General features: G+C 45.3%; 13 protein-coding genes and 1 pseudogene. 5 read left to right on the plus strand and 9 right to left on the minus strand.

Annotation, left to right across the window (positions count from 1 at the left end):
- Nucleotides 1–173: 173 nt before the first annotated feature.
- From JMY03_RS08660 to ispF, 5 genes are all read right to left on the minus strand, one after another.
- Nucleotides 174–1133: an AEC family transporter gene (locus JMY03_RS08660; RefSeq protein ID WP_201602996.1), complete on the minus strand. Its 960-nt coding sequence runs from the start codon at nt 1131–1133 to the stop codon at nt 174–176.
- A 76-nt stretch (nt 1134–1209) separates the two neighbouring features.
- Nucleotides 1210–3105, minus strand: coding sequence for a tRNA uridine-5-carboxymethylaminomethyl(34) synthesis enzyme MnmG (mnmG, locus tag JMY03_RS08665; RefSeq protein ID WP_201602999.1), 1896 nt, complete (start codon nt 3103–3105; stop codon nt 1210–1212).
- A 135-nt stretch (nt 3106–3240) separates the two neighbouring features.
- The gene (locus JMY03_RS08670) at nt 3241–3768 is read right to left on the minus strand and encodes a hypothetical protein (protein ID WP_201603002.1); all 528 of its coding nucleotides are present in this window, start codon (nt 3766–3768) and stop codon (nt 3241–3243) included.
- Nucleotides 3769–3946: 178 nt separating this feature from the next.
- Nucleotides 3947–4297, minus strand: a complete 351-nt coding sequence (gene grxD / locus JMY03_RS08675; protein ID WP_025646862.1) for a Grx4 family monothiol glutaredoxin — start codon at nt 4295–4297, stop codon at nt 3947–3949.
- 171 nt (nt 4298–4468) lie between these two features.
- Nucleotides 4469–4963 carry a 2-C-methyl-D-erythritol 2,4-cyclodiphosphate synthase gene (ispF, locus tag JMY03_RS08680; RefSeq protein WP_201603004.1) on the minus strand — a complete coding sequence of 165 codons (495 nt, stop codon included), beginning with the start codon at nt 4961–4963 and terminating at the stop codon, nt 4469–4471.
- Nucleotides 4964–5115: 152 nt separating this feature from the next.
- Here ispF and mnmA point away from each other — a divergent pair, with 152 nt between their 5' ends.
- Nucleotides 5116–6357: a tRNA 2-thiouridine(34) synthase MnmA gene (gene mnmA / locus JMY03_RS08685; protein ID WP_201603007.1), complete on the plus strand. Its 1242-nt coding sequence runs from the start codon at nt 5116–5118 to the stop codon at nt 6355–6357.
- Nucleotides 6358–6677: 320 nt separating this feature from the next.
- Complete coding sequence (gene purB, locus JMY03_RS08690; protein ID WP_201603009.1) at nt 6678–8069, plus strand: adenylosuccinate lyase; 1392 nt, start codon at nt 6678–6680, stop codon at nt 8067–8069.
- A 164-nt stretch (nt 8070–8233) separates the two neighbouring features.
- Here purB and JMY03_RS08695 read toward each other — a convergent pair whose 3' ends face one another.
- The gene (locus JMY03_RS08695) at nt 8234–8428 is read right to left on the minus strand and encodes an NF038104 family lipoprotein (protein ID WP_100749484.1); all 195 of its coding nucleotides are present in this window, start codon (nt 8426–8428) and stop codon (nt 8234–8236) included.
- Between the two features lie 133 nt (nt 8429–8561).
- On the opposite strand from JMY03_RS08695, the gene JMY03_RS08700 reads away from it, so the two are divergent.
- Nucleotides 8562–9740 carry a cupin domain-containing protein gene (locus tag JMY03_RS08700; protein WP_201603011.1) on the plus strand — a complete coding sequence of 393 codons (1179 nt, stop codon included), beginning with the start codon at nt 8562–8564 and terminating at the stop codon, nt 9738–9740.
- A 220-nt stretch (nt 9741–9960) separates the two neighbouring features.
- Nucleotides 9961–10122, plus strand: coding sequence for a hypothetical protein (locus JMY03_RS08705; RefSeq protein ID WP_198013373.1), 162 nt, complete (start codon nt 9961–9963; stop codon nt 10120–10122).
- 162 nt (nt 10123–10284) lie between these two features.
- On the opposite strand, the pseudogene JMY03_RS08710 reads toward JMY03_RS08705, so the two are convergent.
- Nucleotides 10285–10662, minus strand: a pseudogene (locus tag JMY03_RS08710) (YoaK family protein); the annotation flags it as partial.
- 49 nt (nt 10663–10711) lie between these two features.
- The gene (locus JMY03_RS08715) at nt 10712–11521 is read right to left on the minus strand and encodes an enoyl-ACP reductase FabI (RefSeq protein WP_025646855.1); all 810 of its coding nucleotides are present in this window, start codon (nt 11519–11521) and stop codon (nt 10712–10714) included.
- A gap of 262 nt (nt 11522–11783) precedes the next feature.
- Here JMY03_RS08715 and folE point away from each other — a divergent pair, with 262 nt between their 5' ends.
- Nucleotides 11784–12380 carry a GTP cyclohydrolase I FolE gene (folE, locus tag JMY03_RS08720; protein WP_025646854.1) on the plus strand — a complete coding sequence of 199 codons (597 nt, stop codon included), beginning with the start codon at nt 11784–11786 and terminating at the stop codon, nt 12378–12380.
- A gap of 399 nt (nt 12381–12779) precedes the next feature.
- On the opposite strand, the gene msrB is transcribed toward folE, so the two are convergent.
- Nucleotides 12780–13994, minus strand: coding sequence for a peptide-methionine (R)-S-oxide reductase MsrB (gene msrB / locus JMY03_RS08725; protein ID WP_201603024.1), 1215 nt, complete (start codon nt 13992–13994; stop codon nt 12780–12782).
- Nucleotides 13995–14243: the final 249 nt, after the last annotated feature.

Here is a 14243-nt window from a genome sequence, read left to right on the forward strand (position 1 = left end):
TATTTTTTTATTATAAAAAAAAGACGCTGCAAAACGCCATATGTCTTTGGTTAACACGGTTAAAGTTAGTGACAATACCTCAGCACCTCTTATCTTTAAATACACTAAGCCTAAGCTCACCTCACTTTTTACATCAATACTAGTTACATCAATACTAGTTACATCAATACTAGTTACATCAATCCTAAAGTACGCAATACCGCCGCGCCTAGCGCCATACCAAATAGACTCACCACCGTGGTAAACGCCAAAATATTGGCAGCTAAAATGTCATTACCGCCCATCGCTTTGACCATCACATAGCTTGCCGCTGCCGTTGGCGATGCGACCATCAAGAACAGCACCCCCATATGCACGCCCGTTAAACCAAATGCCAAACCGATAGCGATAGCCAGTAGCGGCGCAATCACAATACGGCCTATACTCGCTTGCATCGATAAGCCTGACAGACTGAGCATCGCTTTTAGGTTGATACTTGCGCCCGCACAAAGTAGAGCGAGAGGCAGCGCCACTGCTGCGAGTAAATCACCAGTATGATGAATGACTGAGGGCACAGGCGGCAGTGGTAATGCTTTATAAGTAAAAGCCGCCAGTAGCGCTAAGATAAGCGGATTGGTAAATACCTTTTTTATTACCATTAGGCTACGGCTTAGACGGGTATCATCTAAGCTTTTAGACACTCGGCTAAGCGTAATCACCGCTAGGATATTAAAGAGAATAGTGACGATGCCCATATAGACCGCGCCGATACTGAGGCCGATATCACCATAAGCGTTGGCGACGGTAGCAAGACCGATAATCGCCATGTTGCTGCGAAAGATACCTTGGACAAACACCCCTTGATCCGCGCTATCGGCTATAAAGCGCTTAGCGTAAATCTCGCTACCAAGAAACAAAATAAAGGTGACGACAACGCCTGCCGTTATTAAGGTGATTTGCTTAGCATAGTCAACCTCGCTATCGACCACACTAAAAAACAATAAAGCTGGCAGACAGTAATTAAAAACAAAATAAGAGGCTTGATCGATAAACGCTTGGCTCACTTGTCCGCGTTTTTTCATAAAAAAACCCAACCCCATCAAAAAGAGGTTGGGCAGTACGATAGTAATAGCAAAAATAACCGCAGCGATCATAAGTGACTCACGTCAATAAAACGTTAACTCATGTTTTAGATAAAACCTGTCTACAGCCTCATCAATAGTATAAAACTTACGACTCCAGTGCCGACTTGGCTTTTTTCTGCTTTTTGACTGTCATCGCTAGCAGTTGAATCGCGGCAGGGGTAACCCCGCTAATACGCCCCGCTTGTGCGAGCGTGGCTGGACGTACTTTACTGAGTTTCTGTACAATTTCATTCGACAGACCAGAGACGATACTATAATCAAAATCGAGTGGTAGCGCGGTATTCTCCAAACGCTTCATTTGCTCAATATCATCGCGCTGACGATCGATATAGCCGGCATACTTGACTGAAATCTCAATCTGTTCACCCACTTGGTTATCGACTTTGGAATCAGTAATCGCAGCGATATCGGCAAAGTTAATCTGCGGACGCTTGAGCAAATCATAAGCGGTCGCTTCTTTTGATAGCACCTCACCCGTTTGCGCGGCGACTTGCTTACCTAAGTCATTGACTGGCGTCGCCCACATGTCTTTGAGACGCGCGGACTCACTAGCTATCGATTCCATCTTTTGCTCATAAGCTTGCCAGCGGCTATCATCAACGAGACCTAATTTGCGACCGGTCTCAGTCAAGCGCTGATCAGCGTTATCCTCACGTAGCAGCAGACGATACTCAGCACGACTAGTAAACATTCGATACGGCTCAGTGGTGCCATGAGTGATGAGATCATCGACGAGCACACCTAGATACGCCTCGTCACGGCGCGGCGTCCACGTGTCATACTCGCTATTATTCGTGGTCTCTAGTGCAGCATTAGTACCTGCTAATAAGCCTTGCACCCCTGCCTCTTCGTAGCCTGTCGTGCCATTGATCTGACCGGCAAAATAAAGCCCATCAATCGACTTAGTTTCAAGCGTTGGTTTGAGGTTTTGCGGATCAAAATAATCATACTCAATGGCATAGCCAGGGCGGGTAATATGTGCGTTCTCAAGGCCTTTCATACTATGGATAAACTCTAACTGCACATCGAAAGGCAAGCTGGTGGAGATACCATTAGGATAAAGCTCATGAGTAGTGAGACCTTCAGGCTCAATAAAGATTTGATGACTGTCTTTATCAGCGAAGCGGTGGATCTTGTCCTCAATCGACGGGCAATAACGCGGGCCTACGCCTTCGATTTTGCCAGAAAACATCGGCGAGCGATCAAGGTTTTCGCGGATGATGTCATGGGTACGCGCATTAGTATGAGTAATATAACAATTGACTTGCTCAGGATGCATATCTACATTACCCATATAGCTCATCACTGGCAATGGCGTATCACCAGGCTGTACGGTCATAACGCTAAAGTCCACCGTGCGCGCATCGATACGCGCAGGCGTGCCTGTCTTCAAGCGGCCGACAGGTAGCTTTAGCTCGCGCAGACGATCAGCAAGCTTAATTGAGGGCTGATCTCCCGCGCGTCCGCCTTTAGAATTCTCAAGGCCGATATGTATGACGCCGCCTAAAAAAGTCCCTGAAGTCAAAATAACCGTCTGGGTTTTAAAAATAATACCGGTAGAGGTGACAACAGCAGTCGCGCGACCATTCTCGACTAAGATATCATCTGCACCTTGCTGAAACAGATCAAGATTAGGCTGGTTCTCAAGCGTATGACGAATAGCCGCTTTATAAAGAATACGATCCGCTTGCGCGCGCGTGGCCCGTACTGCTGCGCCCTTACGACTGTTTAGTACCCGAAACTGAATGCCCGCCTTGTCAGTCGCCAAAGCCATAGCACCGCCTAACGCATCAATCTCACGCACTAAGTGCGATTTACCGATACCGCCGATAGCAGGATTACAGCTCATCTGGCCTAAGGTCTCGATATTGTGCGTCAATAGCAAGGTCTGCGCACCCATACGCGCTGCTGCTAGAGCGGCTTCGGTCCCCGCATGACCGCCGCCGATGACGACTACGTCGTAATGTTTTGGGTATTGCATTTGTGCCTCGCTTGATAGATATCGACCCAAAAATAAGGACATCAACATCTATCGTATTCAGTGATTTAAAAAATGGCTAGAGAGTTGACATTGGTGCTCATTATAACAATTTTTTGCCGTTATTAGTGAGCTGCATTAATCAAACTTTATATTTTTGCCCTCGCTTAGCGGTACAATTTGATCGGAATGACCACTGACCAGCATATGCTGACTGCCATGACCTTCTGGGTTAATTTGCAAATAAGCATTCATCTGTCCAATCGCTTCGCCATCATCGCTAGCTAGTATTTGCTCTTTGATGAGCTCAACAGGCGGTAGTGGCAGGTTCTTCAATAAGGCCAAACGCTGCTCATTATCGCCTTTATTGACGACAATCTCGATAAGCTGACGAGCATCAACGGGCAGATCTGGCGTATTCTGTGCCAAAAGCGCTAGATGATAAGCCCCCGCCGCATCTTGATCAGCAACGATACGCTGCTCGATTGCAGTATATGTACCATCTGTCGCCCCGCCAGCGACGCTGAGCTGATGAATACATCTAAGCGCTGAGAAGTCCTCGTTATTGGCCATCTCGATGATGCGCGTTGATTCATTCTTAAGATGCTCGCGGCGTTTTTCTAAAGCGGCATCTTCATAGGCTTGCGTATTGGTTTGATTGGTCATAATACCCTCTTATTGTTTATTTGATTATGCAGCCGTATATGGGGATAAATACGCCGAAAACAACAAAGCCTGAGTCAGCAGCTATTGGCTGACTCAGGCTTTAACTAAGGCTGATTATTATTTTGAGTATTTACTCAAAGCTTATATGGGATCCAGACAACCTGATCGTTAACTTTGATTAAGCGGCAGGGCTATTAGCTTCGACTAGTGGCTTCAATTCGCCTGATTGATACATTTGTAGAATGATATCTGAGCCGCCCATCAGCTCGCCATCAATCCATAACTGTGGGAAAGTAGGCCAATTCGCCACTTTTGGCAAAGTCGCGCGAATCTCAGGGTTCTCTAAGATATTAACAAAAGCAAACGGACGGCCGATTTGCGTTAATACTTCAATAGAGCGCGCGGAAAATCCACACTGCGGAAACTGCGGCGTGCCTTTCATATAAATGAGTACTTTATTGTCACGAATTTGATCGCGAATCAATTGTTCGACATCATTAGCAGCGGTATTTGGGGTTTGCTCGCTCATAAAAGCTCCTATCCTATTAGTAGGGTGATTAAAATAGCAGGGTTATTAAAAATTTTGCTTAGCGTTATGTGCTACATGGGGTAGAGATAACTTTATTGCAAGCCATTTTGAGGACTTATTCTAAATCTTTAACAATGGCTTATTAAGGGTCACTATCAAAGCCACTAACGATTAGGACTTATCAGCCAATAAAAGGACGACAGCACTTGCCATAATGCCCTCTTGACGACCGGCGAATCCTAGCTTTTCAGTAGTCGTGGCTTTGACACTGATGTTGCTGACATCAGTTTGCAAATCGCTGGCAATATTATCACGCATCGCCTGATTATGGGGAGCAAGCTTAGGGCGCTCACACATCACGGTAATATCAGCATTACCAATCTTGTAGCCGGCGTCGACTATTTTGCTATACACATAGCGCAGTAACACTCGCGAGTCCAAGCCAGCATGCGCGCTATCAGTATCGGGAAAATGCTGACCGATATCACCCATCGCCAGAGCGCCAAGCAGAGCATCCGCAAGTGCGTGCAGCACTACATCGCCGTCTGAGTGCGCAAGCAAGCTATGGGTGTGCTCAATCGGCACGCCAGCTAATATGACATATTGTTGCTGTTCACCATTGTTATGAAAAGCATGAACGTCAATGCCTTGACCAATTTTTATCATTGTTCATCCAAAATTTTATTCAACATAAGCGAAACGATTATGAAAGCATCTAAGCTATTTTTAAAACTAGAAATTAGCTTGATAAGCATTGATTTTTAATTCAATGCTATAATATAGCGCCTATGTTATCACAAATTGTTGAGCGCTCCGTTATGCCAGTTACATCAGCCACGCAAAATTTATCCAGTCAAGCTACTACGATCACTCACCATCGCCCTCTAAACTTAGCCGACATCGATAGCCCAAACACGAAGCGGGTCATCGTTGGTATGTCAGGCGGTGTCGACTCTTCGGTATCGGCCGTACTTCTGCAGCAAGCAGGCTTTATCGTCGAAGGTCTGTTTATGAAAAACTGGGAAGAGGACGACGGCACTGAGTACTGCACGGCTATGGACGATCTTGCAGATGCGCAAGCGGTCTGTGACAAAATCGGTATCAAATTGCACACTGCCAACTTTGCGATGGAATACTGGGATCGCGTGTTCGAACATTTTTTGGCGGAATACAAAGCCGGACGCACGCCCAACCCTGATATTTTGTGCAATAAAGAGATCAAATTTAAGGCGTTTTTGGACTATGCCTCTGATCCAAAATTTGGTCTTGGCGCTGATTATATCGCTACCGGTCATTACACGCGCCGCAGCGTAAATTATAAAAATAGCGCGGGTATGGAGGTAGCGCAGCTATTGCGCGGCCTTGATAATAACAAGGACCAAAGCTACTTTTTGCATGCGGTGGGCGGCGACAAGATAGCCAAGACTTTATTCCCAGTCGGAGAGTTAGAGAAGCCTGAAGTACGCCGCATCGCAGAAGAGCATGATTTAGTGACCGCGAAGAAAAAAGACTCAACCGGTATTTGCTTCATTGGTGAGCGCCGCTTTAAAGACTTTTTGCAGCAGTACTTGCCTGCTCAAAAAGGCGATATCATCACTGACGATGGACATGTTATCGGTCAGCATGATGGGCTAATGTACTACACCTTAGGTCAGCGCGGCGGTATCGGTATCGGCGGAGTCAAAGACCGTCCTGAGGAGCCTTGGTTTGTCCTTGCTAAAGATTTAGAGAAAAACCAGCTAATCGTTGGTCAAGGCCACGAGCATCCTATGCTAATGAGCAACGAGCTAAAAGCGTACAAACTCGACTGGGTCGATGGTGCTGCACCCAAAGCTGTTTTTACTAGCGAAGGTTTAAGCTGTATGGCAAAGTCTCGCTATCGCCAGCCTGATCAAGCGTGCCGCGTGTTTGCGACCAATGCTGATGGCAGTGAGGTTCGAGTGGTATTTGATGAGCCGCAGCGCGCTGTCACCCCTGGTCAGTCAGCGGTATTTTATATCGATGAGGTATGCTTAGGCGGCGGTGTGATTGAATCTATTGATGCGCCATGCGGTTTTTAGATAGCGTTTAATTTCTAACAAGCGGCAGTAGCAACCGTAGCGTTTAATTTCTAACAAGCGGCAGTAGCAACCGTTACTGCTCCGCTTGTCATGTCGTCCGTTCGCGTTTGGATTATGATCCTCAATCGTTTTTGACTCCTCTCTCTATTCAATTTCTCCCAAATCTATTGACGTTGATGTCTGTCTTTGACGTACTATTAATTCGTGGAAAATATCGCTGACACTCCCTTTTTTGCATCAGTTTTTGCTATAATTGCGCCACCAAAATTTACTGCTGTCGTAAGCAGTCATTCACTTTCTGTTCATTCAAAGGCGATACCATGACCCCACTTACCGCTCTTTCCCCAATTGATGGCCGTTATGCTTCAAAAGCTGACAGCTTACGTCCTTATCTTTCTGAGTTTGGTCTTATTAAAGCGCGTGTCACCGTTGAGATCCGCTGGTTACAGTCGTTAGCAGATAATGATGCCATCGGTGAATTATCAGCGTTTGATGCAGATACCAATGCCTTTTTGAATAGTATCGTTGATGATTTTAGTGAAAGTGACGCGCAGGCGATTAAAGATATTGAGGCGACGACTAATCACGACGTCAAAGCGGTTGAGTACTTTATCAAAGATAAGTTTCGCGGCAATCAGCAGTTAGAGGACAGCTTGGAGTTTATCCATTTTGCTTGTACCAGTGAAGATATTAACAATTTGTCTTATGCGCTTATGCTCAAAGACAGCCGCGAGCTTGTGGTTGCAAAAATGCAGCAAGTGACCGACAGTATCGCCGAGTTAGCCATTGCCCATGCCGATCAGCCTATGCTGTCACGCACGCATGGTCAAACTGCCAGCCCAACGACGCTAGGTAAAGAGATGGCAAACGTCGCCTACCGCCTCGCTCGTCAAATCAAGCAAATCGGTCAGGTTGAGCTACTCGGTAAAATCAATGGCGCAGTCGGTAACTACAATGCTCACCTATCAGCCTATCCAGAAGTCAACTGGCAAAGTCACGCTGAGCAGTTTATCAATCAAAGCTTAGAGCTGACGTTTAATCCTTATACGACTCAAATTGAGCCACATGATTATATCGCTGAGTTGTTTGATGCGGTCAAACGTTTTAATACTATATTAATCGATTTTAACCGTGACATTTGGCAATATATTAGCTTAGGCTATTTTAAGCAGCGCCTAAAAGACGGCGAAGTCGGTTCATCTACCATGCCGCACAAGGTCAATCCGATTGACTTCGAAAACTCAGAAGGCAACTTGGGCGTGGCCAATGCCATGCTAGCGCACTTAGGGGAAAAGCTGCCTATCTCGCGTATGCAGCGTGATTTGTCAGATTCTACCGTCCTGCGTAATATCGGTGTCGGCCTGGCGCAAAGTATGATTGCTTATGATGCATGCCTAAAAGGTGTAGGCAAATTAGAAGTCAATCCTCAGCGTTTAAATGATGACTTGGAGCAAGCGCAAGAGGTACTTGCCGAGCCGATCCAAACGGTCATGCGCCGTTACCGTGTCGAAAACCCATACGAGAAGCTCAAAGCCTTGACTCGCGGTAATGCCATGACTCGCGAAGCCATGCTCACCTTTGTAGAGAGCGATGAGTTGGCTGCTGTCTCAGATAGCGACAAAGCAAGCCTGCGCGAGCTGACGCCAGCTACTTATACGGGTAACGCTGCTGAGCAAGCACGCGCTATTCAAGACTGGATAGCAAAGCTTTAAAGTTTGCTAAGGTGAATTGAATACCTTAAAGCAATAGAGATAAGGCACAATTGCCTCATCTCTATTTGTTCAAACTGGCTATACATTCGCCTAAGTCTATAAAAAAACAACCTTACTTTGCATGCTATGATGATCTTAAAAACTCATAGGTGATAAGTAAGGTTTTATTTTTTATCCTTTTTATCATCATCGTCATCACTGTCGCCTGGTATGATAGCCTTGCCGACCGCGACCGTGCCTTTGACTACGCCTTTGGTGGTTTTATAAGCAACTTTGGCAGGTACAGTGACAATTTTGTGGACACAAGCTTGTAGGACAAATACGCTGGCGATAATGACGATGAAATGCAACTTTTTCATAAACTTCCTATAATTTTAAGATAAGCCGATAGTCTTTGTATTAAGCTATCGAAAAGTCATCATAAACGATTAAAACTCTCCTATAAAGTCATCCTGACTATTAATTTTTCCTAATTTTTATATGGATTTACCAATGATCGCTATACCCCTTTGTTTACCTGATAATATGACCCCTGAGCAATTCTTAAACGAGTATTGGCAAAAAAAGCCATTGCTGATCAAGCAAGGTCTGCCGCAACTAATCGGTATGTTTGAGCCAGAAGATATGCTCGGCCTAGCGCTTGAAGAAGAGGCCTCTGCCCGCCTGCTCACTCAAGCGGCAACTAAGCCAGTCGATGAGCCGCAGTGGCAACTCAAAAAAAGCCCCTTAAGCAAAACCGACTTTGACAACCTGCCAGCGCAGTGGACAGTCCTTGTGCAAAACCTTGAGCAATGGTCGCCTGAGCTTGGGCAATTGTGGCAAGCGTTTGACTATATTCCGCAGTGGCAGCGTGATGATATTATGGTCTCTTACGCGCCTAAAGGCGGCTCGGTCGGCAAGCACTATGATGATTATGATGTGTTTTTGGCGCAAGGCTATGGCTCTCGCCGTTGGCAGCTAGGTAAATACTGTGATAAGAATACGGAGTTTGTCGCAGATGAGCCGATAAGACTGTTTGATGATATGGGCGACATCATCTTTGATGAGATATTAGAAGCGGGTGACGTGCTTTATGTGCCGCCCAAACTCTCGCATTTCGGCGTGGCGCAAGATGATTGTCTGACTTTCTCTTTTGGCTGCCGTCGTCCAAATTTGATGCAAATTATCGATAGCCTAGCGGATATCGCCACCAACGATAGCGATTTGTTTATTCCGCTGCTATTGCCGCAAGCACTACAGGCATCTGGCTCATTGCAATCAGAGAGTATCAGTGCGATCAAAGAGCAGCTCTTGCACATGCTACAGTCTGAGCGTGGTGACGATATCATTCGTCAAGCCGTGTCTGAGGTCGTCAGCAAGCGCCAATATGACGCGCTCGTACCTGAGGAGACTCTAACGACCGATGAGCTCATGCAAGCCATAACGGAAGGCGCGACCTTACAAGCAGATTACAGCAATCGGCTGCTCTATCATAAACATGCCGGTGAACTCATCCTGTACGCTAATGGTCAACGCCTAGATGGTCTAGATACTATTGCCAAACAGACATTGCAGCGCTTGGCAGATGGTGAAGCTTTGCAGGCGGATGATGTTGCAGACATCGATCCCGATGACTTAATGGAGTGGCTGGAGAACGGCTGGGTGTGGGTGAATATTGCTGATGATTTTTAACCTGCCTGGTTATATCTACTATTGGCTAAAAGACTGCAGCACTTATTAAATGAGCTCTATTGAAAGAGGTGCTGTCTCAGCAGTGTCGGCAGTGTAGAGAGAAATGTTACACTCAGTCACGAAAGTTATGCAGTTATACCGTGTACATATCTTATTGCTTGAACCATACTATTTTGGATACTATAAATAAATATGGAACAACACTAACTAGGAGTACTTTATGTCAAATCGTGATAAAACTGATGCAACAACCAAGATGGCACCTAACGATATTAATCAAGATGGCCTATCTGAAAAGGATCAACAACGTACTGACGATTCAGCTCTCGATATGATGCAAGGTATGCACGAGCATGAAGATCATGAAGATGAGAATGAATAAAACAGTTAAAAATTTAGCTTTTTATAGGTACTGATTAGAGCTACTAAACTTACATCGCTTATAAAATTGCTAATAGACTATCAAAATTAAAAAGCGCTTATCATATTGATAGGCGCTTTTTAGTGAGTAGATGGTATGCTCTGTATGCAAGCGAGACAAATTTTACAAAGCAGGAGGACGTCTCTCAGGTAGCTGATCTAAGGATTGGTTATATATAAATGCTGCTGCTAAGACGATAACAATAGGAACGATAAAGGCGGCATAATCAACTCTAGCAAATAAAAAAGCCCCGACTACCCCGCCGCCACAAAAGCAGTACCAAATAATGGCCTGAAAGCCTAAAGTGGGCTTACTAATAGCGCGTCCTGCCAGCCAATTACCGATAGCCGCGCCCATATCTGAGGTCAGTCCCGTCAGATGCGTGGTACGAATCACCGCGCCGCTATAAGTCGCTACCATGGCATTTTGTAATCCGCAAGCCATTGCCGCAGTGAGCTGACCTAGATAGGCATGCTGCTGATAGAGCCAGTAGCTCGCTATTTAGGACGACACTCTAGCGCTAAGAGTAATGAACCAGCAGTAATCTACGTTATTTATCCGCTTCATCTAGCATCATCAGCTGCTCGCTGATTGCGACGGTGTTGAAACCTGCATCCACGAACATAATCTCGCCCGTGATACCCGATGCCCAAGGAGACAGTAAAAACAGCGCAGCATTACCAACCTCCATCTGATTGATATTGCGCTGTAGAGGTGCGATTTTTTCGCTGATATCGAGCATCTTACGAAAAGACTTGATGCCACTAGCAGCAAGTGTACGGATAGGCCCTGCTGAGATAGCATTGACCCGAATACCCTCAGCGCCCATCGATGTTGCTAGATAGCGCACGCTCGCCTCTAAGCTGGCTTTTGCCATGCCCATGACATTGTAATTGGGTAGTACTGAGATGCTGCCTTCATAAGTTAGCGTCAACATGGAACCGTGACGCATCGCTAATAATTCGCGGGCGGCCTTAGCTAAAGCCACAAAGCTATAGCTTGAGATATCATGAGCGATTTGGCTGCCCTCGCGGGTGGTAGCGCTAACAAAATCGCCATCTAATTGCTCCATAGGGGCAAAGCCAATAGCATGCACCACCCCATCAATACCATCGCCCCAATGGTTTGTCACTTGCTCAAAGCAAGCAGCGATAGAGTCATCAGAAGCGACATCGCATTCAAGGACTAAATCTGCTTCAAACTTCTCAGCAGCCATATCGACGCGTTTTTTGATTTTGTCATTAGGGTAAGTCAGAATTAATGAAGCACCTTCGCGGTGTAGTGCCTCAGCGATAGCCCAAGCAATAGAGAGTTTGCTGGCGATACCAGTAACGACAAAACGTTGGCCTTGAAGTAACATAATAGGTCCTTATAAAGCAGTTATAATTATCTAAATCTACGGGTTCTCATTATACACGAATCAATTTAAGTAAACAGTCGTAAACTTAAATACTGCTAGCGCAATCGACAGCGGTATGAAGTTGCGCTGATTTCAAGTATAATCACAACCCTTCCAAGCTTGCACTTTCTTCATAAATCCTCAGCCGCCCAACATAAACTGTCTTGGGCACGAGAGGCTTTAGCGTTAAGCGATACCCACATTTTGGATGGCTGTCAAAATTATGAGTAATGACTCAACTCTAGCATCAAACTATCAAGAAACCATCGAATCTTATCGTCAACTGATAGAGTCGACTGGTGAAGACCTAGAACGTCCAGGCTTACAAGATACGCCTATGCGGGCGGCAAAGGCTTTTGCTCACCTGACCCAAGGCTATCATCAAAACCTAGCCGATGTCGTCAACGATGCGGTATTTCCATCGAGTAACCGAGAGCTGGTGTTGGTTCAGAATATAGAGTTTTATTCTCTATGTGAGCACCATATGCTGCCTTTTCATGGCCTTGCGCATATCGGCTATCTGCCTAACGGACAAGTGTTAGGGTTATCAAAGTTTGCGCGGATTGTCGATGTGTTTGCGCGTCGCCTGCAAATTCAAGAAAACCTCAGCGAGCAAGTGGCACAGGCTATTATGGATGTGACTGGCTGCCGCGGGGTGGCAGTGGTTATGGATGCCTCACACATGTGTATGATGATGCGCGGTGTCAATAAGCAGCACTCTACGACTCGTAGCACGGCTATGCTTGGCGAATATGTACATGATAACCAAGCACGTAATGAGTTTTTAAATGCGCTACCAGCGCGCAAGACAGCGTTTTAATTTGACTCTTCTTAATTTGTATTAGGGCGTGTTGAACATTCACAAATGCGCACTGCTGATCGCTACTAGTTAATCAAAGCTGTGTTCTAGTGGTCGTTAAAATTGCAGGTAATGCTTATTGCATTGGCTAGCTGATTTTATTTAAACAGTCGCAACGACTAGGGCGATTTTAGCATCAGCCCTCACGACAACAACAGGGACAGGACTATTTTTTGCCGCTTTATTGATAAAAATAGACGCTTAGAACGACTAAACTTACCATTTTTATCTGCAAATCGCCTAAAAAATAGTCTCTGTCAGTGCCATGGTCGAATGTTCAACACAACCTAAACAAAAAAAGGACGCTTAATTGCGTCCTTTTTCATATTAGATACCTCACACTAAACATCAAAGCTCAGCTTAGCTCGTTTTTACGTCATCAATCCACTGACCATAGCCTTCTGCTTCCATATCCGCTAAAGGAATAAAGCGCATCGCCGCTGAGTTCATACAATAGCGCTTGCCCGTTGGCGCAGGACCGTCATTAAAGACATGGCCGACGTGTGAATCTGCATAGCGACTACGAATCTCGGTACGAGTTGAGAAAAACCCTTTGTCTTCTTTTTCAATGACCATCTCTGGGCTCAGTGGCCGCGTAAAGCTTGGCCAACCAGTCCCAGACTTATACTGATCGCGAGAAGAATATAGCGGCTCACCTGAAACCACATCAACGTATAATCCGGGCTCTTTATTATCCCAATACTCATTATTAAAAGCGCGCTCAGTACCGTCCTCTTGCGTGACTTTATACTGTATATCACTTAAAGACTGCTTGAGCTCTTCCTTGCTAGGCTTAACAAATGACGCAGGATTAAAGCCTGAGTTTGCAGTTGTCGTTGAGCTCATTGTCTGGGTATTATTTATAGTAACTTCGCTATCTTTGGGCTTAAACTGACTAAAATCTAGCTCATAGTCCTTGCCGTAGACGCTCTCGATAAACTGATAGCGACCTGAATTAAAGGTATAAGCCTTATAACGTAGTGGATTTTTCTTATAGTAGTCCTGATGATACTCTTCAGCAGGATAAAAAGTACTCGCCGGTACGATCTCTATCACTACTGGCTTATCGTACACACCGGAGGCTTGCAGATCTTTTTTAGCCGCTTCTGCTATTTGTTTCTCTTTTTGGTTATGATAAAAAATAGCCGGACGATACTGCGTGCCTCTATCGACAAACTGACCTTGGTCGTCAGTAGGGTCAGCGATACGCCACAACGCTTGTACGATACCATTGTAGGTTATCTTAGTAGGATCATAATAGACCTGAGCAGCTTCAGTATGCCCTGTGCCTCCCGCTGATACCGCATTATAGGTTGGGTTATCAGTCTGTCCACCACTATAGCCTGAGACAACTTCTACGACGCCAGGGATCTTTTCATAACCGGCCTCTACGCACCAAAAACAACCACCCGCTACCGTCGCTACTGCTAGATTGGGATCTGTAGGGGCATAAGGATTGTCAGCATTAGGGTTTTTTATACTAGTGCTGTTTTCTGTGGAGGCGCAGCCTGCTAACAGAGCGCTACTGGCTAATGCCGCCATACTCATAACTTTAATTTGACGTTGAAAACTCATAAAACGCTCCTAACCGTTTTGTTTGCTACCTTCTTTGAATACTATAGCCTTATTACACTATAGTAACGCTCAAGCATGACAAAAAATACTTTATTCTTGTTATATATTTATTATTTATAGTTTCTACATAGTCAACGACTTCGATTCACATCTATTAAATGACTGAAAAGCGTTAGCTTTCAATAGAAAAAGAGCCTATTACTTTACGGTGATAGACTCTAGCTCTGCTAATAACCAATAGTTTTAAAT

The organism is Psychrobacter submarinus, assembly GCF_904846685.1.
GTDB classification, from domain to species: Bacteria; Pseudomonadota; Gammaproteobacteria; order Pseudomonadales; family Moraxellaceae; genus Psychrobacter; species Psychrobacter submarinus.

Coding starts and splice junctions, on each gene's coding strand:
- folE (WP_025646854.1), top strand. CDS start 11,784: ATGAGTAATGACTCAACTCTAGCATCAAACTATCAAGAAACCATCGAA.
- purB (WP_201603009.1), top strand. CDS start 6,678: ATGACCCCACTTACCGCTCTTTCCCCAATTGATGGCCGTTATGCTTCA.
- ispF (WP_201603004.1), bottom strand. CDS start 4,963: ATGATAAAAATTGGTCAAGGCATTGACGTTCATGCTTTTCATAACAAT.
- JMY03_RS08715 (WP_025646855.1), bottom strand. CDS start 11,521: ATGTTACTTCAAGGCCAACGTTTTGTCGTTACTGGTATCGCCAGCAAA.
- JMY03_RS08700 (WP_201603011.1), top strand. CDS start 8,562: ATGATCGCTATACCCCTTTGTTTACCTGATAATATGACCCCTGAGCAA.
- mnmA (WP_201603007.1), top strand. CDS start 5,116: ATGCCAGTTACATCAGCCACGCAAAATTTATCCAGTCAAGCTACTACG.
- JMY03_RS08695 (WP_100749484.1), bottom strand. CDS start 8,428: ATGAAAAAGTTGCATTTCATCGTCATTATCGCCAGCGTATTTGTCCTA.
- JMY03_RS08660 (WP_201602996.1), bottom strand. CDS start 1,133: ATGATCGCTGCGGTTATTTTTGCTATTACTATCGTACTGCCCAACCTC.
- msrB (WP_201603024.1), bottom strand. CDS start 13,994: ATGAGTTTTCAACGTCAAATTAAAGTTATGAGTATGGCGGCATTAGCC.
- mnmG (WP_201602999.1), bottom strand. CDS start 3,105: ATGCAATACCCAAAACATTACGACGTAGTCGTCATCGGCGGCGGTCAT.
- JMY03_RS08705 (WP_198013373.1), top strand. CDS start 9,961: ATGTCAAATCGTGATAAAACTGATGCAACAACCAAGATGGCACCTAAC.
- JMY03_RS08670 (WP_201603002.1), bottom strand. CDS start 3,768: ATGACCAATCAAACCAATACGCAAGCCTATGAAGATGCCGCTTTAGAA.
- grxD (WP_025646862.1), bottom strand. CDS start 4,297: ATGAGCGAGCAAACCCCAAATACCGCTGCTAATGATGTCGAACAATTG.